This is a genomic window from Neolewinella marina, assembly GCF_002631205.1.
Taxonomy (GTDB): Bacteria; Bacteroidota; Bacteroidia; order Chitinophagales; family Saprospiraceae; genus Neolewinella; species Neolewinella marina.
In genome coordinates this window covers 259,366-285,247 of record NZ_PDLO01000001.1, presented here as the reverse complement: position 1 = coordinate 285,247, position 25,882 = coordinate 259,366, and the positions used below count along the sequence as shown (strand labels likewise).

Genomic DNA, 25,882 nt, shown 5'->3' with positions numbered 1-25,882 from the left:
GGATTACCACTATTGCTTGAGCCGCTTTTTCAGGGCGGCGGCCACGAAGGAGACGAAGAGGGGGTGGGGGTTCTCCACCGTACTCTTCAACTCCGGATGGTACTGCACTCCGACGAAGTAGGGGTGGTCGCCGATTTCGATCACCTCCACCAGGTTGGTCTTGGGATTGACACCGGCAATGGTGAGTCCGGCCTTGGTCAGCTCCTCCAGGTAGCGGTTGTTGAATTCGTAGCGGTGGCGGTGACGCTCACTGATTTCGGTGGTGCCATAGGCCTTGGCGGTCTTTGAGGCCGGATCCAGGCGGCATTCATAGGCGCCTAGGCGCATGGTGCCCCCCTTGGTTGAGATGTCCTTCTGGTCCTCCATGATGTCGATGACCGGCGATTCGGTCAGGGGATCCACCTCCGAGCTGCCGGCACCGGCGATCCCGGCCACGTTGCGGCTGAATTCGACGACCGCGCACTGCATGCCCAGGCAGATCCCGAAGAAGGGGATGCCGTTTTCCCGCACGTAGCGGACGGCCTCGATCTTGCCCTCGATACCCCGCTCGCCGAAGCCCGGGGCTACCAGGATGCCGTCGAAGCGGTCCAGAAAGCTGCCCACGTCGCGGGCTTCCCCCTCCAGCTGCTCGGAGTGAATGGGGACGACCTTGACCTTGCATTCGTTCATGGCCCCGGCGTGGATGAATGCCTCATAGATGGATTTGTAGGCATCCTGCAGTTCGTTGTACTTGCCCACCAGGCCGATGGTCACTTCGTGGGTGCTGTTCTTGAGCTTGCCGAGGAAGTCTTTCCAACGGCTCAGGTCCGGCGCCTTGCGATCGGGTAGCCGGAGTTTGCTGACTACCGTAGCGTCCAGTCCTTCCTTCAGCATGTGCAGGGGGACGTCGTAGATCGTCGAGGCATCCAGGGCTTCCACGATGCAGCTCTTTTCCACGTTGCAGAACAGGGCCAGCTTGCGGCGGATGGAGTCGTCGATCTCGTGCTCCGTCCGTACCACCAGGATGTCCGGTTGGATGCCCGTCTGCAGCAGTTCCTTGACGCTGTGCTGGGTGGGCTTGGTCTTGAGTTCCTTGGCGGCGGCCAGGTAGGGAATGAGCGTGAGGTGAACCGTAATGCAGTTGTCGACCCCAAGTTCCCACCGCAGTTGCCGCAGGCTTTCCAGGTAGGGCAGGCTTTCGATGTCGCCGACCGTCCCACCGAGTTCGGTGATTACGATGTCGTATTCTCCGGTGGTGCCCAGCAACTGGATGCGCCGTTTGATCTCGTCGGTGACGTGGGGAATTACCTGGACGGTCTTGCCCAGGTAGTCACCGCGGCGCTCCTTCTCGATGACGGTCTGGTAGATCCGGCCGGTGGTCACGTTGTTCGCCTGGCTGGTGGAGATGTTCAGGAACCGCTCGTAATGACCCAGGTCGAGGTCCGTTTCCGCCCCGTCGTCGGTCACGAAGCACTCCCCATGCTCGTAGGGGTTCAGCGTGCCGGGGTCGACGTTGAGGTAGGGGTCAAACTTCTGGATGGTTACCGAGAGCCCCCTGGCCTGCAACAACTTGGCTAGAGAGGCGGCAATGATGCCTTTTCCGAGGGACGACGTCACCCCGCCCGTAACAAAAATATACTTGGTCATATTCTGCGATTACGGGACACAAAGGTACACAAAGGCGGGCAACCGGAATGGGGCGGAAACGAATTCTAAAATAGTCGGGGGCACGGCCAACAATCAATGTTAACTGTGTGTAAATAAATGGTTAACTTTATCTGGCCAATCTACCTGACCTTCCGTGACTTCAGCCCTTTCCTACCGCGCCCGCTTCCACTGCCTCCTGGCGGTCGTGGCCGTGCTGTGGGCTGGCCTGCTGAGTGGTCAGCGCAGCGTCAACCTCCTCGGGGGGGTAGGGGAGCGGGCGGCGCCCACCCTGGTGAACCCCCGGGCCTCGGCGGCGAGCGAAGCCTTCGTGCTGGACCGAAACCTGATTTTCTTCGAGGCTTCCGTTAATGGCGCCCCCGGCAGTTTCATCCTGGACACCGGTGCGCCAACTCTGGTGGTCAACAACCGGGGCGGGGGGGACAATGACAGTCGCTTCACGGGCCTGGGGGCCGGGGGGCAGGTTTCCCTCACCGACCACCGGGTGGATCACTTCGAGATGCTGGACCGCTCGGTAGACAACTACTGGGCGATCGGGGTCGACCTGCGCGACATGGAAATCCGGACCGGCAAGCGGATCGACGGCTTCGTGGGCTATGACCTGCTGAACGAGGGCGAACTGCGCATCGACTACCACAAACAGACGTTTCAGCTGCTGGCCTCGCAGCGACGGCCCCGACACGACGGTCAGCTGCCCCGGGCAAGTCTGCGCTTCGCCCTTGCGGACCACCTGCCGGTCATCGAGTTGAAGATCGATGGCAAGCGCTACCGGTTTGCCATCGATACCGGCGCCGGCCTTAACCTGCTGGCCGACTGGGCGGCCGAAAAGCTGGCTGCCGAAGTGGTGGGAGCCTCCGTGAACGTCCAGGGACTGGATGGCCGCGCGGTGGATTGCCCTTCCGTGCAACTCTCAATGTCGGAGCATTTCCCTGGCGACGAAGCCCTGCAGTTCGTCACCACCGACCTTTCCCACCTCCAGGAGGCCGGAGACCTGCCCCTGGCGGGCATCCTCGGATCCTCCTTCCTCAGCCAGTATACGGTGGGAATCGACTACCGGCGGCAGAAGATGCACCTCTGGTAAACCGGGACCGGCGGCCCGGTTGCGGCCCGGAGATTCGTCCGGCATTTCCTGATCTTCATGGCACCCGCGCCCCCGCCCTGTGCACTACCTTTGCGGCCTCACTAAGGAATAGCCCCGATGAAATTTGACGTGCAGGCCATTGACAAGAAATGGCAGGACTACTGGCAGGAGCATAAGACTTACCGGACCACCAACGATACCGCCCGCCCGAAGTACTACGTGCTGGATATGTTTCCCTATCCTTCCGGCTCCGGCCTGCACGTGGGGCACCCGCTGGGGTACATCGGTTCGGACATCGTGGCGCGCCACAAGCGGCAGGCCGGCTATAACGTGCTTCACCCGATGGGTTTTGACGCCTTTGGACTGCCGGCGGAGCAGTACGCCATCGACACGGGGGTTCACCCTTCGGAGTCGACGGCCCGCAACACCGCCCGCTACCGCGAGCAAATGGAGCGGCTGGGACTAAGCTTTGACTGGGACCGCAGCGTAAATACCTCCGATCCCGACTACTTCAAGTGGACGCAGTGGATCATCGGGCGGGTGTACGACCACTGGTACGACTGCCGGGAGGACCGGGCGCGCCCCATCCAGGAATTGATCGACCACCTGAGTGCTCACGGCACCGCGGGACTGGAGGCCGCCGAAAGCGAAGCCCTGGAGTTAAGCGCGGAGGCATTCAACGCCCTCGACGCCAAGGGGCGCAGCGACCTGCTGATGAATTACCGGCTGGCCTTCCGCAGCGTCAGCTACGTGAACTGGTGCGAGGCACTGGGCACCGTGTTGGCGAACGATGAGGTGAAGGACGGGCGCAGCGAGCGGGGCAACCACCCCGTGGAACAAAGGCCCATGCTACAGTGGAGCCTGCGCATCACTGCCTACGCCGAGCGGCTGCTGGCCGGGCTGGCGGAAGTCGACTACAGCGAGGGGCTGAAGGCCCAGCAGGTGAACTGGATCGGCAAATCCATCGGTGCCCTGGTCCACTTCGACATCGAAGGTCACGACGAGCAGCTGGACATCTTCACCACCCGTCCGGACACGATCTACGGTGCGACCTTTATGGTCATCGCCCCGGAACACGAGCTGGTAGACAAGCTGACGACCCCCGCCCAGCGAAGTGAGATTGACGAATACCTGACTTACGTCGGCCGCCGCAGCGAGCTGGACCGCGTGAGCGAGAACCGAGTTACGGGGGCCTTCACCGGTGCGTACGCTACTCACCCCCTGACCGGGAACCGGGTGCCGATCTACATCGCCGAATACGTACTCAAGGACTACGGTACGGGGGCCATCATGGCCGTGCCCAGCGACGACGACCGCGACAAGCGGTTTGCCGAGAAATTCGGCATCGAGATCATCGACGTGGTCGACAAAACGGATTACCCCGGGGCTACCCTCAAGGACAAGGTGGGACGGATCATCAATTCCGACTTCATGAACGGGATGGAGGTCCCGGAGGCCATCGAGGCCGCCACCGAGCGCATCGAAGCCATGGGACGGGGCAAGCGGCAGGTCAACTACCGCATCCGCGACCTCGTCTTCAGCCGCCAACGGTACTGGGGAGAGCCCTGGCCGATCATTTACGACGAAAACGACGTGCCCCACCTGGTGCCGCTGGACGAACTGCCCGTGACCCTGCCCGAAATGGAGGATTTCCGGGCCGTCAGCGGGGCTTCGCCGCTGGAGCGTGCCAAGGATTGGGTGGCGACGCCGCGAGGCCGCCGGGAAACGGATACGATGCCCGCTACCGCCGGTTCCAACTGGTATTACCTGCGGTACATGGACCCCCACAACGGGGATGCCTTCGTGGGCGAAGAGGCCGTCAACTACTGGCGTGACGTCGACCTCTACGTCGGGGGCGCGGAACACGCAGTGAGCCACATCCTGTACAGCCGCCTCATCCACAAGTTCCTCTTCGACATCGGCAAGGTGCCGACCCGGGAGCCCTACAAGAAACTGCTCAACCAGGGCATGATTGGTGGCCCCATCAGCTACATCCACCTGGGCATACTGCTGACCGACGACGGACAGAGGCATCCGGTATGGGTGAGCAGCGACGTGGCCGAGGGCACCCCCCTGACCGTGGAAGGCATCGGCAGCGGTTACCTGGTGGTCGACGAAAGTACCGGCACGCGGCTGACGCCCCTGCGGTTTGTCACCGAAACCTCGGTAAACAACGAAAGCAGTTTCCGACTCTACCTGACCGCGGTGGAAGAGGCCCAGCGGCTCGACCATCAGGACGCCGCCTACTTCCGGACCATCCTTCAGCAGGCAAGTGCCTTCGCCTGGCAAACCGACCGGGAGGGCCGCCAGTACCTGGAGTTGAGCGTCGAGCAGGGAAAGATGTCGAAACGGAAGTACAATGCCGTCAACCCGGACGACATCTGCAACCGCTACGGTGCCGACTGTTTCCGGATGTACGAAATGTTTCTGGGCCCCATCGACCAGGCCAAACCGTGGAGCGTGTCGGGCATCGACGGCGTATACCGTTTCCTGCGCCGCTACTGGAACCTGTTCGTGGGGGAAGGAGACCGGCTCAGCGTAACGGAGGAAGCTCCGACCAGGGCCGAGATGAAAGTACTTCATACATTGATTCGGAAAGTGACGGAAGACATTGACAAACTGAGCTTCAACACCTGCGTCAGTGCCTTCATGGTCGCCACGAACGAACTGACCAAAATGAACTGCCGCAAGCGGGGCATCCTGGAGCCAACCGTCCGCCTTATCGCGCCCTTTGCTCCCCACCTGGCCGAGGAGCTCTTTGCCGCCCTGGGGAATATGGACAGCGTCCACCACGCTACCTGGCCCGAATGGCGGGAGGAATACCTGGTAGAGGACAGCATCACCTATCCCATCGCCTTCAACGGGAAGACCCGGCTTACGCTGGACCTGCCCGCGGAAGCCAGCCGTGAGGAAATTGAGGCAGCCGTTCGCGCCGATGCGCAGGTGCAGGGCCACCTGACCGGAAAAGCCGTACGAAAGGTGATCGTGGTGCCCAAGCGCATGGTAAATTTTGTGGTAGGCTAGGCATATCCGCCGATGTGCTATTTTGTCGGCGTGAACACCTTCGAAGAAAGCGATTTACAACTCACCTTCCCGGAATCCTGGGTGGTGCGCAAGTTTGACGAAACGGCGGCTTACCACAGCGTAAGCGGCCACGGCCTGAAGGGGGTGGACTTTATCTGTCTTACCCCCGAGGGCCGGCTGTGGCTGATCGAGGTGAAGAACTACCGCCGGCGGGAGGAGCGACACCGCACGCGGCGGCGCAGTCCGGAGGCCCTGGGGGAGCACGTCGGCCGCAAGTTCGTCGACACCAAGCGCCTCATCCGCATCGTGAATCGCGCCATGCGCCGCAATTGGTGGATCGCCCTACAGCTTTTCTGGTACGATCTGCGCAAAGTGAACCAACCCCAGTCCCACTATTGGTTCTGGGCCGAAGCGGAGCGCCGCATGTCGAACCCCCGCAAGCTGGTGTGCCTGCTCTGGCTGGAAACCCCGGAACGCAACCCCGACTACGAGGAGGCCACGGCCGAGGCCCTGGAGGAGTGGCTGGAGCCGGGTAATGAACTGAAACTTGCCGAAACCCAGCGCACGGCTGGTGTTCCGGTCACGGTAACCCGCAAGCAAACCTGAACTATGGCTGCTGAATACGAATTGGACGACCTGGATCGCAAGATCCTCGCCCTGCTGATGGAGAATGCCAAACGGCCCTACACCGAACTGGGGGCCAAGCTATTCGTCTCCGGGGGCACCATCCACGTACGCATGAATAAACTCATTGCCGCCGGGGTAGTACGGGGTCAGACCCTGGTGGTGGACCATACCAAGATTGGCTACGACGTCTCGGCGTTTCTGGGCATTTACCTGAAGGGCAGCGGATTGTACAACCAAGCGGCGGAGTACCTGAAGGGCATCCAGGAGATTGTTTCGGCGCACTACACCACGGGGGTGTACAGCATCTTCGCCCGGGTGGTGTGCCGGGACACCGACCACCTGCGCGACGTGCTGCAGCGGATACAGGCATTTGACGGCATCCAGCGCACCGAAACATTCATCTCCCTGGAAGAGACCATCGACCGCCCGGTACAGGTAGTCAGTCAGGAGGAGCTGGCGGAGCTCCGTGCTACAGACGGTCCAGCAAAATCTGCCCGGCCAGGAAAGTGATCGCCTGTCCGGTGAGGCGGACCTTTTTGCCGCGCAGCTCGCAGCGCAGTTCTCCGCCGCGGCGGGAGAGTTGTCTGGCGGTAAGTTCCTTTTTCCCCAGTCGTTTGGCCCAGAGGGGGGTCAGCAGGGTGTGAGCCGATCCGGTAACCGGGTCCTCATCAATGCCGTAGGCGGGAAAAAAACAGCGGCTGACGAAGTCCACCTCCTTGCCGGGGGCGGTCACGATCAGTCCACGGCGTTTCAGGCGCGCGATGACGTGGAAGTTGGGCACCAGGCTCTCGACCTGCTCCTGGTTCTTCAGCACGGCCACCAGGTCGTCTTTTCCCTCGTAGACTTCCACCGGTTTTAGTCCGGCAAGGGCTCCGCGGAGCTTCTTGGAGGAGCGGGTCTTTTTTGGCTTGTCGACCGTAAAATCAAGGCGGTAATTGCCCTCACCTTCGGCCGGGGCCACGACAATGGTGCCGGCCTCCCGGGTCTTGAAGCGCAGCTTGTCCAGGTCATTGCCGCCCGATCGGTAGAGGACGTGAGCGGCGGCCAGGGTGGCGTGGCCACAGAGGCGAACCTCGGTGGTGGGGGTGAACCAGCGGATGTCGAACTTGCCCTTTCCGCGGATCACGACGAAGGCTGTTTCCGAAAGGTTGTTTTCGGTTGCGATCTGCTGCATGAGCTTTTTGGAGGGAAATTCCGGCACCGGAACCACGGCAGCCGGGTTGCCGCCAAAGAGGCGGTTGGTGAACGCATCTACCTGGTAAAGTGGGAGATTATGCATGTATTAACGTTTATTGTGATGAATAAGAACGGCAAGGTATAAAACCGGGGGTGCGGTCGGCGTCGTAAAGTATGGCGTGGCTTGTGCATCTTTGCCCACCGTGCCCTGTCGCCATTCATTGGCCCAGGCTGATCCCTTACCAATACGCTACCACAACTCAAAAAGCATGAATTCTTACAACCAGCCTTCAAAAGATCATCTGTTTCTTCGGGACGGCACCAATTACCTGAAAATTTCACTCTCTGAGATTCAGTACATCGAGGCCGATGGAAACTACGCCTACATCCAGACGAAGGAGAAGCGGTTTGCCATCAAGCGGAGCCTGGCGAATATCGCCGAGGAGCTCGAAAGTGGGGATTTCGTACGGGTGAGCCGTGGCCTGTTGGTCAACTTCACCCAAGTGAGCCGCGTCAGCTTCGCAGAGGGTATCCTGGAACTCAATGACCAGGAACTCAAACTCGGCAAGGCCTACCACGCCGACATCAAGGCGCGCATGCCACGACTCTAGGTCGCCGCCTGTGGCCGCTCGGACGGTCAATGAACGTAGTCGCGGGCCAAGGGTTCTCTGTCCGTGAGATTCATCGTGTACGACATCGAGGCCACCTGTTGGGAAGGCCGCCCCCCTGGTATGGTCCAGGAAACCATTGAAATCGGCGCCTTTGAGGTGAATGCCTTCGGCGAAGTCGGCGGCGCCTTCAGCCGGCTCATCAAGCCGGTGTTGCACCCCCAGTTGAGCCATTTTTGCCGTCGCCTGACCGACATCGACCAAGCGGACATTAACCGGTCGCGCGACTTCACGCGGGTCATTCAGGCATTCCAGGACTGGATCGACGTGGACGGCGAGCCCTATGCCCTGGCTGCCTGGGGCAACTTTGACGAGCGGCAGTTGCGGCAGGACTGTGCCCTGCACCGCCTGGACGATTACTGGCTGGACCCCCACATCAACCTGAAGGCGCAGTACCGTGACATTCGCGGCCTGCCCAAAAAACGGGGATTGGCTTCCGCGATCCGCCATGAGGGATTTGAATGGTCGGGGGAGCAGCACCGGGCCCTGGACGACGCGGAGAACACCGTCAAGATATTCTGCAAATTGCTGGATATGTGGCGGTACTGAGACAAATGGACAGCAATGCCCGGGGCCGCCCCCAGAGGGCGCGAACAGCGTGTTATCTTCGCTTTCCGTGCGTACCCTGACCCTGCTTTGCGGCCTGATCGGCCTGCTGATTTCCTGTGACCGGGAAGCGGCGCCAGCCCCCACAGCGGTGGCCGCCGACCGGCAGTTCTCCTGGATGACCGCCCCCGGGGTGGAGGCAACGGGCGTGAGCTTCCGCAACGACCTGACCTATACCGATCTGCTCAACCCCTATACCTACCGCAACTTCTACAACGGAGGGGGCGTGGGTATTGGCGACTTTGACAACGACGGGCGGGCCGACCTCTACTTCACCGGCAACCTCGTACCCAACCGCCTTTACCTGAACCGTGGGAACTGGCAATTCGAGGACGTGACCGAACGGGCCGGGGTGGCCGTCCCGGACAGCTGGAGCACCGGCGTGGCCGTGGCCGACGTAAACGCCGACGGGTTGCCGGACCTCTACGTTTGCAAGGCCGGTCCGCCGCCGGGAGAAAAAATTCCGGGGATGACCGGCGTGCGCCACAACGAGCTCTTCATCAACCAGGGCGATGGCACCTTCACCGAATCGGCGGAGGCCTACGGCCTGGCGGTGGTGGGCCTCTCCGTCCACGCCGCCTTTTTCGACTACGACCTGGACGGTGACCTGGACTGCTACCTGCTCAACAACTCAACCCGCGCCACAACGGGTTTTGACCTTAGGGAAGACCTCCGGCAGATCCCGGACCCCGAGGGGGGGAACCGCCTGTTCCGGAATATGCTGACGGAAACGGGAACCACCGCCTTCGAGGATGTCACGGCCGCCGCGGGAATCTATTCCTCCAACATAGGCTTTGGCCTGGGGGTGACGGTGGGCGACGTGAACCTGGACGGCTGGCCGGACCTCTTCATCAGCAACGATTACTTCGAACGCGATTACCTCTACCTCAATCAGGGCGACGGCACTTTCCAAGAGACCCTCACGGACCACCTGCCGGAAATCAGCAAGGGCAGCATGGGAGCTGATCTGGCGGACATCAACAACGATGGCCTGCCCGATCTCTTCGTCACGGAAATGCTGCCCGCCGACGACCGGCGCTACAAAACCAAGGCCGCCTTCGACGGCTGGAACCGCTACCAGTTGTACCGCGACAAGGGCTACCACCAGCAGTTCAGCCGCAACGTCCTGCAATTGAATCGGGGCAACGGCTATTTTTCGGAGGTCGGTCGCCTGGCCGGGGTGGAGGCCACCGACTGGAGCTGGGGTGCTCTTCTGGCCGACTTTGACAACGACCGACTGCGGGATGTATTCGTCGCTAACGGTACCGGAAAGGACCTGCTCGATCAGGATTACATCAACTACAATGGCAATCCGGACGCCGTCCGTCGCATGATCCAGCAGGAGGGCAAGGGGATTACCGACCTTATCGACCTGATCCCGTCTGAACCGCTCTCCAACGCCACCTTCCGCAACCGCGGCGACCTGACCTTCGAAGCCGTGGCCGAGGACTGGGGACTGGGTCAGCCGGGCTTCAGCAACGGGTCCGCCTACGCCGACCTGGACAATGACGGTGACCTGGACCTGGTGGTCAACAACGTTAATGGTGTCGCCGGGCTTTACCGCAACAACAGCGAGCGGCCGAGCCAGCAGCTGCTGCTGCGGTCCACCATTGCCGGCAATCCGGATGGCATTGGCGCGCGGGTGACGGTACATTATTCCGACAGCGTATCCCTTTCCAGCGAACTGCATCCGATGCGCGGTTTCCAGAGTACCGTCGACAAACGCATCCATTTGCCCGGGGGGGCGAAAGGAATTTCGGTTTACTGGCCCGGGGGTGGGGAAGAACGATTCGCCATCCCCTCCGACAACACCGTTGTGGTAGTGCAACAGGGAACTGGACAGGCGATTGACAGAGACCTGCCACCCGCGCCCGCCGCCGCTGCCCCTGCTTCCGACCACCCCGGTTTTGTGCTCCTTCCCCTGCGGGCCGATGGGGGGGTAGTAGCACACGTCGAAGACGCTGCCGTGGACTTCGACCGCGATCCCTTGCTGTTCCTGGGCGTCAACAATGAAGGGCCGGCCCTGGCGGTGGCGGATGTTACTGGTGACGGCTACTTGGATATCTACCTCGGCGGCTCGGCCGGAACCGCCGGACGGTTGCTGGCGGGCCAGGCTTCCGGAGGGTACCGGGACATTACCCCACCGGCCTTTCTGACGAGGTCGGTGGCAGAAAACGTAGCTGCAGTATTTTTCGATGCCGACGGCGACGGGGATGCTGACCTCTACGTCGCCAACGGCAGCAACCAGTTCGGTCGCGCCTCGGCCAACCTGCTCGACGACCTTTACCTGAACCTGGGGAACGGTCGCTGGGAGCGGAGTAATCAGTTGCTGCCCTCCAGCCGGCAGCCGGTGGCCAGTGGATGCGTGGTACCCCACGATTTGGACAGCGACGGCGACGTGGATCTATTCGTGGGGGGACGCCTGCTGCCGGGGACCTACGGGGTGGGAGCCACCAGCTACCTGCTGCTCAACGACGGAAAGGGCAATTTCACTTCCGCCGACTTGCCCGAGCTCACGGAGCTGGGCATGGTAACCGACGCGACCTGGGCCAACGTCGACGACGACACCCAACTGGAACTGGTGGTGGCAGGGGAGTGGAGTCCGATCCGCTACCTGCATTTCACCGCGGGCGGCGCAGTGGAAAGTGTGGAGGATCTGGCAGGTACGGCGGGGCTATGGCACTCCGTCGTGGCGGAGGATTTCGACGGCGACGGGCGTACCGACATCGCCGTCGGCAACCACGGCCTAAACTCCCGGCTGCGGTCTACTGAAGGAAGCGCCCTGCGGCTCTACGTCAACGATTTTGACGGCAACGGGAAAGCGGAACAAATACTCACCCGGACGGGAGAAGACGGGGCGGCCTACCCGTGGTTGCTCCGCGACGATCTGGTAAAACAGCTTCCCGGCCTGCGCAAGCAACTGCAACGCTACGCGGACTACGCCGGGAAAAGCATGGATGGGCTGTTTGAACCGACTATAATTAGCCGCTCGGTAGTGCACCATACCGAGGAGCTGCGATCCCTGGTCATCCTCAATACGGAGGACGGCCCCATTCGCAAACCCCTGCCCGTGGAAGCGCAACTGGCTCCGGTATATGCCCTGGCGGCCGCGGACCTGAACGGCGACGGGCATACCGACCTGGTGGTGGCGGGCAATCAGTCGGTCGGCCGACCCGAAATGGGAATTTATGCCGCCAGCTTCGGCGCCATTTTGCTGGGGAGGGGCGACGGGACGTTTACCAGCTTGGAACCCCGGCAGTCGGGCGTGTACCTTGCGGGCGATATCCGGGCCATCCTGCCGCTTCCGCCGCGGGGGGGAGGGGTGCCGGATTTCCTCGTAGCGCGTTCCAATGGGCCGCTGCTGAAATTGCAAACTCAAACCAAATGAACCAATCCCTTACCCTTCTGTGGGTGCTGGTGATCAGCCTGGCCACCGCTTGCCAGCCAACGGACGACAGTCCGCTGGGGCGCTACCGCTCCGCGGTCACCGACGGGCTGAACGCCGAATTGAGTGAAAAGGAAACGGTACTCGGGATCAACCTGGGCATCACCGATACGGCCTACTTCGACTGGTGCACCCAGTTGAACCGCCAGCAGCTCATCACCATGGGCCGCGGGGGCACGGAGGCCGATCACCTGATGGAAACGGACCTTGACCGGCCGGCCAAGTTGTCGTTCCATCCCATCTTCACCCAACAGAATCCCCGCATCGTCCAGGCCTTGCAAACGGAGTTCATGTACCAGGACTGGTCGCCGTGGAACAAAGCCGCCTACGCCGATAAGCTGCTGCCTGATGTGGCCGACTACCTCAGCCGGACCCTGGCTACGGAATTCATCGAGCTGGATCACCCCCAGCACGGCCGCACCTACGCCGCCGTGGACGGGAGCCGGCTGGTGGCCCTCTGGAAGGTGGACCACACCAGCGTCAGGGCCATGATTGCCGATCTTTCATCCCTGAAGGGCGACCCGCTCGGACTAGTACAATAAGCATGAACCTCACCTGGGTAATACGTTTGGCGGGACCGCTAGTGCTGGGCCTGTTGGCCGGCTGCCAGACGGATCCGGTGGTGGAAAACAACGCTCCCCCCTGGGACGGGCAGCGGCGGTTTGAGGCCCTGCCCCCCGACGTCTCCGGCGTCCGATTTGCCAATACCCTGGACTTCGACGAGGACTTCAACATTTATACCTACCGCAACTTCTACAACGGCGGCGGGGTGGCCCTGGGCGACGTCAACAACGACGGGTTGACCGACATCTACCTGAGCGGTAATCGGGTAGCCAACCGGCTGTTCCTCAACCGGGGGGACCTGGCCTTTGAGGACGTCACGGAATCCGCCGGGGTGGGCGGGGAGGCGGCCTGGAGCACGGGCGTCACCATGGCCGACGTCAATGCCGACGGCTGGCTGGACATCTACGTCTGCAACTCCGGAGACATCGCGGGCGACAACCGCCGCAATGAACTGTTCATCAACCAGCAGGATGGCACTTTCAGCGAAGCCGCCGCCGAGTACGGCCTGGCCAACGAAGGGTTGAGCACCCACGGCGTGTTCTTTGATTACGACCGCGACGGCGACCTGGACTTTTACCTGCTGAACAACAGCTACCAGGCCATCGGGTCCTTTAACCTGGAGCGCAACGAACGCCCCAAGCGTGATTCCGTGGGCGGTGACCGGCTGTACGAAAACCGCGACGGCTTCTTTCACGACGTCAGCGAAGCCGCCGGAATCTACGGATCGATCATCGGCTTCGGTCTGGGCGTCACGGTGGGCGACGTCGACAAGGACGGCTGGCCCGACATCTTCGTGAGTAACGACTTTTTCGAGCGCGACTATCTCTACCTGAACAACCGCGACGGCACCTTTCGCGAAACCCTCACCTCGGCCATGCAGTCGATCAGCGCGGCCAGTATGGGCGCCGACCTGGCCGACATCGACAACGATGGGTACAGCGAGCTCTTCGTCACCGAAATGCTGCCGGCGTCGAATCAGCGAATGAAGGAAGCTACCACCTTCGAGAACTGGAACCGCTACCAGTACAACCTGAAGAACGACTACTACCACCAGTTCACCCGCAACGTGCTGCAGCGCAACAATCGCGACGGCACCTTCACCGAAATCGGCCGGTTCAGCGGGGTAGAGGCCACCGACTGGAGCTGGGGAGCGCTGATCTTCGACATGGACAACGACGGCTACAAGGACCTCTACGTAGCCAACGGCATCTACCAGGACCTCACCAACCGTGATTTCCTGGACTACATTGCCGCCGACGAGTTCAAGCAGAAGGTGACGGCCACCGGGAGCGTTGACTTCGCCGTACTTGTCGACGCCATCCCCTCCAACCCGGTGCGCAACTTCGCCTTCCAGAACCTGGGGCCGGCCGGGGATTTTCGCTTCCGCAACGTAGCCGCGGACTGGGGGCTTGACCTGGAGGGCTTCACCAACGGGGCTGCCTACGGCGACCTGGACAATGACGGCGACCTGGACCTGGTGGTCAACAATACCAACGCCGCGGCCCTCGTCTACCGCAACCACAGCAGCGGCCACCACTGGCTGCAACTCGATCTACGGGGACGGGGAAAGAACCCCTTCGCCGTCGGGGCCAAGGCAACGGTGGTTGCCGGCGACCACACCTTCTATCTGGAGCACATGCCGATGCGCGGCTTTGAGTCGAGCATGCAGTACCGCCTCCATTTTGGGCTGGGGGATATTGACTACATCGACCGGGTCGACATCGTGTGGCCGGATGGTACGCTGTCATCGATCCCCAATCCAACGGTCGACCAGCTACTGGTGGTCGCCCAGGACCAATCGGCTACCCGGCCCGCCCCCGCCGCTCCCGAGCCACCGGCCTCACTGCTGCGACCGATCGAGCCTGCCACCCTGGGCATCGACTTCGTACACCGCGAGAACCGCTACAGCGATTTTGATCGCGACCCCCTCATCTATCACATGCTGAGCGCTGACGGACCCGCGCTTTGCCGCGGCGATTTCAACGGCGATGGCCGGCCCGATTTTTACCTGGGTGGAGCCCGCGATCAGGCCGGCGGCCTGTACCTCTCCCGGGGAAGCGGGCAGTACCGCCGGGCCGCGGAGGCGCTACTGGAGGCCGACAAGGTGAGCGAGGACGTAGACTGCGCCTGCTTTGATGCGGACGGCGACGGCGACGATGACCTGTACGTCGTCAGCGGCAGCAGCGAATTCGGGGAGGCCTCGGCGGCCCTTTTTGACCGCCTGTACCTGAACGGCGGCGCCGGTGGCTGGACCAAAAGCACCCAGCTGCTGCCTTCCCCCCGGCGCACGGTGGCGGGAGCGACGGTGGCTCCCCACGACGCGGACGGCGACGGGGATACCGACCTCTTCGTAGGCGCACGTCTGCGCTCGGGCATGTACGGCGTACCCGCCGACAGCTATCTCCTCCTGAATGACGGGCGGGGGAACTTCACGACCCAAACGCTCGAGGAACTGGGGATGGTAACCGCCGCCGCCTGGGTAGATATATCAGGCGACGCGCGGAAGGAACTGCTGGTGGTGGGTGAATACATGGCCCCCCGCGCCTTTTCCTACACCGACGGGAAGCTGGTGGAACGGGAGTTGCCGGCCCACATCCGCGAGCTGACCGGCTGGTATACCGCCCTGGCCCTGGCCGACCTGGACGGTGATGGGCGGGAAGACATCGTACTCGGCAATCACGGACAGAACAGCCGTTTCCGCGCCAGCCCCGAACGGCCGGTGATGATGCACGTCAACGACTTCGATGGCAACGGCACCGCGGAGCAGATTGTCTCCATGTACGAGGGGGATCAGATCTATCCGCTGCCGCTCCTGCACGACCTGGTGAAGCAGATGCCCGGACTGCGCAAGCGCTACCTGCGCTACGCCGACTTCGGCGATGAAAACATGGAAGACGTATTCGGCCGGGAAGCCCTCGACCAGGGATTGTATTATGCCGCTAAGGAGTTGCGTTCACTTGTACTCTTGAACCCCAAGGACGGAGGGTTACAGGTGAGCTACCTGCCCGCCGCCGCCCAGGAAACGCCCGTCCACGCCATCGCGGTGGACGACGTGGACCAGGACGGGGACCCGGACCTGATCCTCGGCGGGAATTTCTACTACGTGAAGCCGGAAATGGGGCGCTACGACGCCGGTCGCGGCCTGCTGCTGCGCAACGACGGGAAGGGCGGATTCACGGCGGTGGATGCCGTCGAAAGCGGCCTCAGGGTCGCCGGCGAAATCCGGGGCATTGAGTGGCTGGGCAATGGGCGCTACGTACTGGCCCGCAACAACGCACCACCCGTCATCCTGGAGCGATGATCAGGGGGGGATACCCCATATTCGCCTGGCTCCTGGTGGTGGCCCTTGGCACCTGCGACCGCGCCGGAGAGCCGCCATTACCTGCGCTCTTCCAGGAACGCACCGGAACGGGCGTGAGTAACATCAACCGCCTGGCCCCCACCGAATCCCTGAACATCGTGGAGTACCTCTACTACTACAACGGCGGGGGAGTGGCGGCCACGGACATCAGCGGCGACGGGCTGCCGGACCTGTACTTCACCAACAACCAGGGCCCCAACAGCTACTACATCAACGAGGGGAACTGGCGCTTCCGGGAGGCTACCGCCGAGGCGGGGGTCGCGGGTGCCGGGGAATGGTCCACCGGAGTGAGTGTAACGGACGTCAATGCCGACGGGCTACCGGATATCTACGTCTGCAACGTGGAGGGTTATAAGGGCCTGAGCGGGAAAAACGAATTGTTCCTGCAGCAAGCCGATGGCAGTTTCACGGAAAGTGCCGCGGCCTACGGGCTGGATCTGGGGGGATTCAACACCCAGGCCTACTGGTTCGACTACGACCTGGACGGCGACGAGGACGTGTACCTCCTGCGGCATTCCGTCCACAACGATGCCACCTACCGGGATGCCACGGAACGCAACTCGCCGGATACCCTGGCGGGTGACTTGTTGCTGCGCAATGAGGGGGGGACCTTCCGGGACGTGACCCGGGAAATGGGGTTGTACTCCTCCAAAATCGGTTACGGACTCAGTGCCGCCATCGCCGATTTTGACGGCAACGGCTTCCCGGACGTGTACGTGTGCAACGACTTTTCCGAGAACGACTACCTCTACCTGAACGAGGCAGGGCGGGGGTTCCGGGAAGTGGTTCGGCAGCGGATGGGGCATACTTCCAACTTCAGCATGGGCAGCGACGTCGGGGACCTGGACGGCGACGGGCGGCCCGACCTGCTGACCCTGGATATGCGCCCCGGTGATGAGCAGGTGCTGAAATCTACCGTCAGTGCCGAACCCTACAACCTCTACCGGATCAAACGGCGGGCAGGCTACCACGACCAGCTGCCCCGCAACAACGTGCAGTGGAACCGGGGCGGGGGCACCTTCTCCGAAATCGCCGAACTGGCCGGCCTGGCCGCCACCGACTGGAGCTGGTCGGTACTCATCGCGGATTTCGACCTCGACGGCGCCGATGAGGTGTTCGTAGCCAACGGAATCGAGCGGCGGCCCAATGACCTGGATTACCTCAAATTCATCAGCAGCGCCGTGGCGCGACAGAGCGGGAACCTGGCCGTCGCGGCGGAAATGCCCTCCGGCTACGTGGCCAATGCATACTACGACCGCGATTCCAGCCTCACCTACCGGCGGGTGGCGTCGGGGCTGGAAATGGTGGGCAGCTCCACGGGGGCCGCGGCCGCCGACCTGGACGGGGATGGAGACCTGGACCTCGTCCTGAACAACGTGAACGCCCCGGCGACGGTGTACGAAAACCGTGTGCTCACCGGAGCCGAAGTATTTGAAAGAACCTCCGATTCCTCCCGCCACACCCATACCTGGCCGGACGGAAGTCGGGCGCAGTTGCAGCGACCGGGGGAGGGGGCACTTCCGTTTATGGTGGCGCCGCAGCGCGGGTTCCTTTCCCAGTCAGCCCCCCCGCCCCTGGTGGTAGTACAAGAGGGTTCCCCTCCCTTCCGGGGCGATACAGTCACCTATACTGTAGTGGAGCGGGGTGAGCAGGGGGGCACCCTCCAAGCTGATGCAGGCCGATCCTTCGATCGCGAGCCCCTGCAGCCTTTTCCCGGCGCGGTTCCTGAGGGGGAGGCTACCTATACCTTGGTGGCCGAGTCGCCCACAGTAAGGGTGGAAGCCGGAATGTGGATGCCCATCCGGATTGGCCGGCGGGTTGGCGGCGGCTGGGAATATGAGGTACTGGAGGGCACCCGGGGGTGGTGGCAGTCGGTTCATTTATCGGGCCCGGATGGAGAGGAGGAAATCCTGGTGGGCAACTGGGGGCTAAACAGTGCCCTGGGCCAACCTTCACCAGAGGCACCACTGCGGATGTACCTCCAGGACCTGGACGGCAACGGGCGGCGGGATCCGTTGGTGACCTATATGCGCGCGGGCCGGGAGTACAGCCTGGCCGACAAGGACGAGCTGGCGGGCCAGTTTCCGTCGTGGCGCCGCAATAACCTGAGCTACGCGGACTTCAGCCGCCGCGGGTTCGCTGAAAACTTTCCGAAGGTGAATGTCGAACCGTTGGTCGCCGAAACCCTGGCTCACCTGCGCATTTCCCGGCGCCGTGGGCGTGGATGGGAAATATCACCCTTGCGTATGCCGGCGCAAATCACTCCGGTAAACGCCATTGCACCTGCCGGCAACGGGTGGCTGCTGGGCGGTAACCGCCTGGACGTATTGCCCCGGGTGGGGCGTCAGGACGCTGCGGCCCTGCAATTGCTGTTGCCCGACGGCCGGATACAGTTTGTCAACCTCGGCGCCAGGTGGAACCACCGCGAGGTGGTCGGTATCCAGGGTGCGGGACCTGATCGGTACCGGGTGGAATTCCGGGACGGGGGCTGGCTTTTATTGCAACTGCCGTAGCTTCGCCGACTCAATTTTCAGCTATCCAACCGCCGGCTTCCCTTCTCCGTACCCGCATTGGGGTTTCCCTGGCTTTCGCCATTAACGGCCTGGTCTACGCCAACTGGACCAGTCGCCTGCCTAGGTTGCAGCAATTGTACGACATCGACAATGGGGAAACCGGATTCGTGCTGATGGCCCTGGCCCTCGGTGCCCTGGTAGCGATGCCGCTCGCGGGCTTCCTGATCGTGCGCAGTGGCAGTCGTCAGCTGGCCCTGATCTCTACCCTCGTATTTATTCTGTCGGCCCCCCTGATGGCCTATATGCCCAACTACCTTGCTCTGCTGGTGGTGATGCCCCTGATCGGGGTTTCCACCGGGGTGATGGACGTGGCCGTGAACGCCCAGTCCGTTGAGGTGGAGAAGCTCTGGGGCAAACCCATCACCTCCTCCTTTCACGCCTGTTTTTCCGGCGGGATGTTCGTAGGGGCGGGGGCCGCGGCCGGCTTCATTTCCCTGGGCTTCGACCTGGGGCCTCACCTGATCACCATCTCCGCGATCAGTACGCTGCTGGCCGTTTATTCCCTGCGCCACTTTCTGTACGACCGTCCCGGAGAGGTCGAGACCGGTGAGGGGGGCGGCAGCAAGTTCAGTTTGGCCATCATCCTGTTGGGCCTGGCTTCCCTGTGTACCATGGTGGGGGAGGGGGCCATGGCCGACTGGACGCCGCTGTACATGACCCGGGTGGCGGGCAGTCCGGAAGCGCTCGCGCCGCTGGCCCAGGCTTCGTTCAGTGGGGCCATGTTCCTGGGGCGCGCCTTTGGCGATTTCGGGAGGAGCCGGCTGGGTTCCCGGGCGATTGTAGTTGGCGGATCCGTGCTGGCGCTGGTGGGGGTCAGCCTGGCCATCCTGATGCCGGAGCCGGAGGTGGCCATCGCGGGATTCGGGATGGTGGGATTGGGGCTGTCGAATCTCGTACCCGTTGTATTCAGTCAGGCGAGCAAGGTGCCTGGCCTGCGCCCGGGGGTGGGCATCAGTTCGGTGAGTACTATTGGTTATGCCGCCTTTCTGTTTGGTCCTCCCGTCATCGGCTTCGTATCGGACTACCAGAACGCCCGCCTGCCCGCCGGAATGGCGCTCTTTCCGGGGGTGGAGGGGCTGAGGGTAGGGTTGGGACTGGTGGCCCTGCTGATGTTGGTGCTGGTGGTGCTCACCGTTGCCTTTTTACGGGTCGATGATTAGCGGGGTCGACCACATTCCTTACCTTTTGGCTACATTTGCGGCGGAGAACCAACAAAAAATCTAACCGATGAAATTCAGTATTGACAAGCAGGAACGCTACAGTGTGATCAAGCCCGAGGACGAGAATCTCAATTCCGCCGTGGCGCCTCAGCTCAAATCCGAGTTCGTCATTCTGGCCAACGAAGGGATCACCAACCTGATCCTGGACCTGAGCCTGGTTAAGTATGTGGACTCCTCCGGCCTGAGCGCCATCCTGACCGCCCGCCGCCTGTGGAGCAATCTGGGCACCTTCGTGGTGACCGGCGTGGAGCACGCCGCGGTAAAGCGACTGGTCGAAATAAGCAAGGTGGACAGTGTGCTGACCATTCTGCCCACCAGGAGTGAGGCCGTGGATTTCATCTTCATGGAGGAGCTCCAGCGCGACCTGCAGGCGGAGCCCGGCGACGAGTAAGCCGGTTGCGCTTCGCCGTCACCATTCTCGGATCAAACGGGGCGGTCCCGACTGCGGACCGCCACGCTTCCGCTCATCTGCTGGAGAGTGAGGCGGCGGACATCCTTATCGATTGCGGGGAAGGTACCCAGCTGCAACTGCAATCTGCGGGTGCCGGAGTGGGGCGGATCGGCCTTATCCTCATCACCCACCTGCACGGCGATCACTACTTCGGTTTGCCGGGCTTGCTGACCACCTTGGCCCTGACGGGGCGGACCGCCCCCCTGCGCATCATCAGTCCGCCGGGACTGCGGGCCAAGCTAACCCACCTGCTGGACCTCGATCGGTACGCCCTGCCCTTCGGGCTGGAGTTTGTCGAACACGCCGCCTCGGCCCGTTCGGTAGTGGCCGAAATGGCCGATCTGGAGGTGCTGGCCTTTCCCCTGCGGCACCGCATTCCGACCAACGGCTACCTCATCCGGGAGAAATCGCGCCCGGACACCATCCTGAAGGATCAACTGGAGCGGTTCGCTATTCCCGTCGAGGCCATTCCCGACATCAAGGCCGGGGGTGACTTTATCAGTGCGGAGGGCCAGCGGATTCCCCACGCTGAGCTCACGGCACCCGCGCCCGCGCCCCGTTCCTACGCCTACTGCTCGGATACGGCCTATTTTCCCGAACTCAGCGCTTACGTACGGGGGGTGGACCTGCTATACCACGAGGCTACCTTTCTCCATGACCTGGCCGCGGAGGCTGCCGAGAAAGGGCATTCCACCGCCCATCAGGCCGCATTGGTGGCCCGTGATGCCTCGGCGGGGCACCTGATTCTCGGTCACTTCAGCGCCCGCTACCGCGACGTGGAGCAGCACGAGCGGGAGGCCCGGGAGGTCTTTGCCCGAACCACCGCGGCGCGAGACCTCTATCGTTTCGTAATTCCTTACAGCGGACGTCGGGGCAATTAGGGCGGGATTTGGCGGGTAAATGCTACCTTGGGCAGCTCAACAACGTCAATTATGCGCCATACCTTTTTACTCCTTTTCAGCTGTTTTACCCTGGCCTGTCAGGGACAAATCACCGACCCCAAGGCGACGGAATTCTACGAGCCCGTTCCGCCAAAAGTGAAGCCCGGCAGCCAGTTGGGCGAGGCACCCGCCGACGCCATCATCCTGCTGGGTGAAGGTGCCGACGCAAGTGAGTGGGTGAGTGTCAAGGACGGAGGCCCGGCCAAGTGGACCAGCGAGGGCAACGCGCTGGTCGTCAACCCCGGCACCGGAGACATTGCCACGCGGCGCAAATTCGGTGACATGCAGCTCCACGTAGAGTGGAAATCGCCCGCCGAGCCCGACAAGCAGGGGCAGCAGCGCGGCAACAGCGGCATCTTCCTCCAGAACCGCTACGAAGTGCAGGTACTGGAGAGTGAGGGGAGCGACACCTACACCAACGGTCAGGCCGGCTCGATCTACAAGCAAACCCCGCCCCTGGTCAACGCCCTCAAGCCGCAGGGTGAGTGGCAGAGCTACGACATCATCTACAACGCCCCCCACTTCAACAAGGACGGTATGCTGACTCGCCCGGCCTACGTTACCGTTCTCATGAATGGAGTAGTTGTCCAGAACCACTTCGAGATCAAGGGCCCCACCGAATACATCGGCCTGCCCCACTACGTTGCCCACGGCGACGACGTGATCAAGCTGCAGGACCACAGCAACAAAGTAGCCTACCGCAACATCTGGGTGCGGGAGCTTTAATCCTCCTTACCCGTGAATGTCCTCGTCTGCCCCGATAAGTTCAAAGGAAGCCTGACGGCCGAAGCCGCCGCACGCGCCATCGCCCGGGGCGTGCGGGCGGCCTGGCCCGCTGCCCGGATCATGGTGCAGCCCCTGGCCGACGGGGGAGAGGGGAGTCTGGCCCTGCTGGCCCGGCAACCGGGACTGAAGCGTCGCAGGCTAACGGTGTCCGGACCGCTGCGCCGGCCGATTGAGGTGGAATACCTGCTCGGCGGTGGCCGGGCGGTGATCGAGTCGGCCAAGGCTTGTGGCCTGCACCTGGTGCCCGCACCCCGCCGCCACCCGAAGCACACCACTACGGTAGGGGTGGGCACCCTGATCGACGATGCCCTGGCCCGGGGAGCCACCGACGTCACCCTGTTGCTCGGGGGCAGCTCCACCAGCGATTGCGGCGCCGGCATGGCCGCGGCCCTGGGTTACCGCTTCATCAGCAAGGAGGGCTACGATTTCGTGCCCATGGCCGATAGCCTTCGTTACGTAGCCACCATCGATGCAACGGGGAAGCATCCGGGCCTGGCCCAGGCGCGCATCACCGCCCTGTGCGACGTAGACAATCCCCTGCTCGGGCCCCAGGGGGCAACCTACACCTACGCCCCCCAGAAGGGTGCCCAGGCGGCCGAACTCCCCCTGCTGGAAAGCAACCTGGCCCACTTTGCCGACTGTATCCAGCAGCAATTGGGTACCGACGTCCGCCACCTTCCCGGGGCCGGAGCCGCCGGTGGCCTGGGGGCGGGTGCCGTGGCCTTTCTCGGGGCCATTCTGGGCAGCGGCGTCGAAGGATTATTCCGGGCGGTTGATTTCGACCGGATGGCCCGGGAGGCCGACCTGGTCATTACCGGCGAAGGAAAGGTGGACGCCCAGACCCTGCACGGCAAAGTGGTGGCCGGTGTACTGCGGCAGGGCCGACCTACCGTGGCCGTTTGCGGGACCTCGGAACTGACGGCCGAAGCGCTGGGAGCCGAAGCCCTGCTCGCCCTGGACCAGGACAGCGGTGCGCCACCTTCAGAATGTATGGAACGCGCCGCCGAGCTGCTCGAGGAGATGGTGGGGCGCTACCTCCGTTCCCGCAACGACCTGCCCGTCGGTTAGACTGCCTGTCCAGTTGAACCCCCCGCCCCGGCGCGGACGTTGTAAGGGTAAATCTGCACCGATGCGCATTCTGTTTTCCCTGGCCCTGCTCTTTGTCCTGGCCTGTAATTCCACTTCCCAAACGCCCGTCACCAATGGAGATGAAGCCGCCGGGGTAACCCCAAACCTGCCGGAATACCGCTACGATCCGCCCGCCCGGGAAGGGGAGGTGGAGCGGATGGATACCACCACGGAATACTGGAAGAATATTCTGACCGACCAGGAATATCATATTCTGTGGGAAGACGGTACCGAGCCGAGCTTCAGCAGTCCCCTGAACGACGTAAAGGCAGCCGGGGTATTCGCCTGCCGGGCCTGTGGCCTGCCCCTCTTCAGCAGCAGCACCAAGTTCGAATCCGGAACGGGGTGGCCAAGCTTTTACGAACCGATCAATTCAGCATACGTCCAGCAGGACGTGGACCGGCGCTACGGCATGGAGCGCGTTGAAGTCAGCTGCGCCCGCTGCGGCGGCCACCAGGGGCACGTGTTTCCTGATGGCCCGGACCCCACGGGGCTGCGGTATTGCATCAATGGCGCGGCGCTCAATTTTGTACCGGAAGCCGATCTGTAAACGTATATTTGCCGGCCCGACTACCTCCGTCGGGAATCAGCCCCATAGTTCAAGGGATAGAACGTTGGTTTCCTAAACCGAAAATGCAAGTTCGAGTCTTGCTGGGGCTACTATTGTTCAGGTAGTAATGGCCGAACATTCGGGTAGTTTCTGCATTTACAAGGCATAGTATGCCGGCAGGAGAAATTAACAGTTTTTTCTGCGGTATGCCGCCGTTGTTTTTGTCTCCATTCGTCTAACTACCTGATCATGAAACGCACCTTTACCTGTTTCAGCCTCGTGCTGATGCTGCTTCCGCTTATCGGTACAGCACAAAATCCCTGTCTTACCGAAAACGGGAAGGCCATCCAGAGTTTTTTCAGCAACTTCAATACTACGGTTGAAGTCGGCGAAATCTACTCCGGATGCGTTAAGATCCCCAGCCCGAATATAGCTACCCTCGGGGTGCAAAGCGCCACCGGGGAGGGCACCCTTGCCGAACTGGCCATTTATCCCACGCTGGAGGGCCCACCCACAGTCGTTCCTATACAAGCGGGTCTGGTTATTCCACCGACTCCCCTGCCCCCGGGAGACTTTGGCATCGAGGTAGACTTGCTGGCCGTAGGCAACATAGAACTGGTGTACACCCGGCCGGTGGGCGCCAGTGGCAAATTTCAGACCGACATCATTACCATCAATATTATTGCCGATGCCGCCTTCCCCGTAACCTGGACGCGGGAACTCACCTACCGCCAATCGGGTGACCGACTGGGATTGGATTGGTCGGTAGCCGACCAGGTCGACGTGAGTGGCTACACGGTAGAGGCCGATTCCGGTAATGGTTTTGAAGCCGTAACCGAGGTGGCGGTACAGGGCGATGGTTCCTCTGCTGAGGTGCACTATTCGGTGGTTCATGACTGGCCACTCACTGGGGCATATTACCGGATCCGGCAGGACGACTACTCCGGGGCCTTCAGCTACAGTAATATGATTTTTGTCCCTGCAGCCGAATCCGCCCAGCAGCTCCACGTATATCCCAACCCGGCTACCCACCAGGTACGCCTGGCCGTTCCTGCAGTGGCGACCTCCGTAGAACTTTACCAGGTCAGCGGGCAGCGGATAGGAACCTACACTCCCGAACAGGCCCGCCAGGGTATTGACCTCCAGGCCCTGCCCCGGGGCATGTACCTGGTGCGCGCCCTCGGAGTGAATTCGGATGGAAATACCCAGCGATTACTGGTGCAGGACTAGCAGCCTCCGTCTCCGGCTACTGCTGCGGCCGGTGTCCCCAGGTTTCGTAAATGGGGTCGCCCTTGCTGCTCAGGCCCATATGGTGCCACTCGTTATTCCGGATCTTGAAGTCGAAACTGAGTTGGGCACCCACGCGGCTCGGGTCGCGGCTGAAAAACTCGATCTTTTCAATGTACTTCGGCTCCTCGGCGGTGTAGCTGCCCCCGCCGGTGCCCAGCATTTCAGCGGTATCGGTGTTGTAGGCGATCCACTGGAAGCGGCTGCCGGACAGGATTTTCATGGTACGGCGCGGACCGGTGGGCTCCCGGCGGGTCATCTCTCCATCGCGCTTGCGTCCGGTGATCTGCCAGGCTCCGGCCAGGGGGCCAGAACCGTCGTCGACCCGCTGCCAAACCTTGTCGTTGTTAAACACCAGCAGGCTGCCGTTAAGCAGATAGGGCATACTGCGGGTAGTGCCGACGTTGGCTGGGGAGGAAGAGTCCCATTCGTAAGTGACGCGGAAGGTATCGCCGGCGATTTCGTAGTGACCGCCCAGGGTGGCGATGAAGGAGTTATTTTCCTGATTGTAGGCCGTCATGACGAAGTAGCCGTCCTGGATGATCATGGACAACTGGTTGGTGGCGCCGTCCTCGCCCGGGAAGCCGGATTGCCAGGCCCCTTCCAGGGTGGCGTTGCTGGTCTGGGCGAACAGTGGGCAGACGCTTAGCAGTAGTAGAAACAGGAAATACTTCATAGTGGTAGTTTGTAGACTCAAAACGGCGTCCGGACGGGCTTCGTTGTATCTTTACGGCCAAACAATAATGGTGC

20 protein-coding genes and 1 tRNA gene are annotated in these 25,882 nt (G+C 62.1%); 18 read left to right on the top strand and 3 right to left on the bottom strand.

Annotated features, from left to right (window positions below):
- Positions 1-9 precede the first annotated feature (9 nt).
- Positions 10-1,626, bottom strand: coding sequence for a CTP synthase (locus CGL56_RS01155; protein WP_099104666.1), 1,617 nt, complete (start codon positions 1,624-1,626; stop codon positions 10-12).
- A gap of 154 nt (positions 1,627-1,780) precedes the next feature.
- Here CGL56_RS01155 and CGL56_RS01150 point away from each other — a divergent pair, with 154 nt between their 5' ends.
- From CGL56_RS01150 to CGL56_RS01135, 4 genes are all read left to right on the top strand, one after another.
- Complete coding sequence (locus tag CGL56_RS01150; protein ID WP_099104665.1) at positions 1,781-2,725, top strand: pepsin/retropepsin-like aspartic protease family protein; 945 nt, start codon at positions 1,781-1,783, stop codon at positions 2,723-2,725.
- Positions 2,726-2,842: 117 nt separating this feature from the next.
- Entirely contained in the window at positions 2,843-5,749 is a 2,907-nt protein-coding gene (locus CGL56_RS01145; protein ID WP_099104664.1) for a leucine--tRNA ligase, read from the top strand.
- A 30-nt stretch (positions 5,750-5,779) separates the two neighbouring features.
- A complete protein-coding gene (locus tag CGL56_RS01140; RefSeq protein WP_143470568.1) occupies positions 5,780-6,355 on the top strand; it encodes a hypothetical protein in 576 nt (191 codons plus the stop codon).
- 3 nt (positions 6,356-6,358) lie between these two features.
- Positions 6,359-6,886, top strand: a complete 528-nt coding sequence (locus tag CGL56_RS01135; protein WP_099104662.1) for an Lrp/AsnC ligand binding domain-containing protein — start codon at positions 6,359-6,361, stop codon at positions 6,884-6,886.
- Here the strand turns inward: CGL56_RS01135 and CGL56_RS01130 are convergent.
- Positions 6,846-7,655 carry a PhzF family phenazine biosynthesis protein gene (locus CGL56_RS01130; protein ID WP_099104661.1) on the bottom strand — a complete coding sequence of 270 codons (810 nt, stop codon included), beginning with the start codon at positions 7,653-7,655 and terminating at the stop codon, positions 6,846-6,848. The genes CGL56_RS01135 and CGL56_RS01130 overlap by 41 nt on opposite strands.
- Positions 7,656-7,821: 166 nt before the next feature.
- Here CGL56_RS01130 and CGL56_RS01125 point away from each other — a divergent pair, with 166 nt between their 5' ends.
- The 14 genes from CGL56_RS01125 to CGL56_RS01060 all read left to right on the top strand — a co-directional run bounded on the left by CGL56_RS01125 (position 7,822) and on the right by CGL56_RS01060 (position 25,075).
- Entirely contained in the window at positions 7,822-8,163 is a 342-nt protein-coding gene (locus CGL56_RS01125; RefSeq protein ID WP_099104660.1) for a LytR/AlgR family response regulator transcription factor, read from the top strand.
- 63 nt (positions 8,164-8,226) lie between these two features.
- Positions 8,227-8,769 carry a 3'-5' exonuclease gene (locus CGL56_RS01120; RefSeq protein WP_099104659.1) on the top strand — a complete coding sequence of 181 codons (543 nt, stop codon included), beginning with the start codon at positions 8,227-8,229 and terminating at the stop codon, positions 8,767-8,769.
- A 67-nt stretch (positions 8,770-8,836) separates the two neighbouring features.
- A complete protein-coding gene (locus CGL56_RS01115; RefSeq protein WP_167641527.1) occupies positions 8,837-12,214 on the top strand; it encodes a VCBS repeat-containing protein in 3,378 nt (1,125 codons plus the stop codon).
- Entirely contained in the window at positions 12,211-12,813 is a 603-nt protein-coding gene (locus tag CGL56_RS01110; protein WP_099104657.1) for a hypothetical protein, read from the top strand. The genes CGL56_RS01115 and CGL56_RS01110 overlap by 4 nt, the downstream gene beginning before the upstream one ends.
- Positions 12,814-12,815: 2 nt before the next feature.
- Positions 12,816-16,136, top strand: a complete 3,321-nt coding sequence (locus CGL56_RS01105) for a VCBS repeat-containing protein (RefSeq protein ID WP_099104656.1) — start codon at positions 12,816-12,818, stop codon at positions 16,134-16,136.
- Positions 16,133-18,709, top strand: coding sequence for an FG-GAP repeat domain-containing protein (locus CGL56_RS01100; RefSeq protein ID WP_099104655.1), 2,577 nt, complete (start codon positions 16,133-16,135; stop codon positions 18,707-18,709). The genes CGL56_RS01105 and CGL56_RS01100 overlap by 4 nt, the downstream gene beginning before the upstream one ends.
- Positions 18,670-19,929: an MFS transporter gene (locus CGL56_RS01095; protein WP_099104654.1), complete on the top strand. Its 1,260-nt coding sequence runs from the start codon at positions 18,670-18,672 to the stop codon at positions 19,927-19,929. The genes CGL56_RS01100 and CGL56_RS01095 overlap by 40 nt, the downstream gene beginning before the upstream one ends.
- A 67-nt stretch (positions 19,930-19,996) precedes the next feature.
- Complete coding sequence (locus CGL56_RS01090) at positions 19,997-20,380, top strand: STAS domain-containing protein (RefSeq protein ID WP_099104653.1); 384 nt, start codon at positions 19,997-19,999, stop codon at positions 20,378-20,380.
- 5 nt (positions 20,381-20,385) lie between these two features.
- The gene (locus CGL56_RS01085) at positions 20,386-21,321 is read left to right on the top strand and encodes a ribonuclease Z (protein ID WP_099104652.1); all 936 of its coding nucleotides are present in this window, start codon (positions 20,386-20,388) and stop codon (positions 21,319-21,321) included.
- A 51-nt stretch (positions 21,322-21,372) separates the two neighbouring features.
- Complete coding sequence (locus CGL56_RS01080; protein WP_099104651.1) at positions 21,373-22,107, top strand: 3-keto-disaccharide hydrolase; 735 nt, start codon at positions 21,373-21,375, stop codon at positions 22,105-22,107.
- 12 nt (positions 22,108-22,119) lie between these two features.
- On the top strand, positions 22,120-23,235 hold the full coding sequence (locus tag CGL56_RS01075) for a glycerate kinase family protein (protein WP_099104650.1): 1,116 nt from the start codon (positions 22,120-22,122) through the stop codon (positions 23,233-23,235).
- A gap of 61 nt (positions 23,236-23,296) precedes the next feature.
- On the top strand, positions 23,297-23,845 hold the full coding sequence (gene msrB, locus CGL56_RS01070) for a peptide-methionine (R)-S-oxide reductase MsrB (protein ID WP_099104649.1): 549 nt from the start codon (positions 23,297-23,299) through the stop codon (positions 23,843-23,845).
- Positions 23,846-23,883: 38 nt separating this feature from the next.
- Positions 23,884-23,955, top strand: a tRNA-Arg gene (locus CGL56_RS01065).
- Between the two features lie 139 nt (positions 23,956-24,094).
- Positions 24,095-25,075 (top strand): T9SS type A sorting domain-containing protein, encoded by a 981-nt coding sequence (locus tag CGL56_RS01060; RefSeq protein WP_099104648.1) that lies wholly within the window; start codon positions 24,095-24,097, stop codon positions 25,073-25,075.
- 16 nt (positions 25,076-25,091) lie between these two features.
- Here the strand turns inward: CGL56_RS01060 and CGL56_RS01055 are convergent, their stop codons facing one another.
- Positions 25,092-25,808, bottom strand: a complete 717-nt coding sequence (locus CGL56_RS01055; protein WP_099104647.1) for a membrane or secreted protein — start codon at positions 25,806-25,808, stop codon at positions 25,092-25,094.
- Between the last annotated feature and the right edge of the window lie 74 nt (positions 25,809-25,882).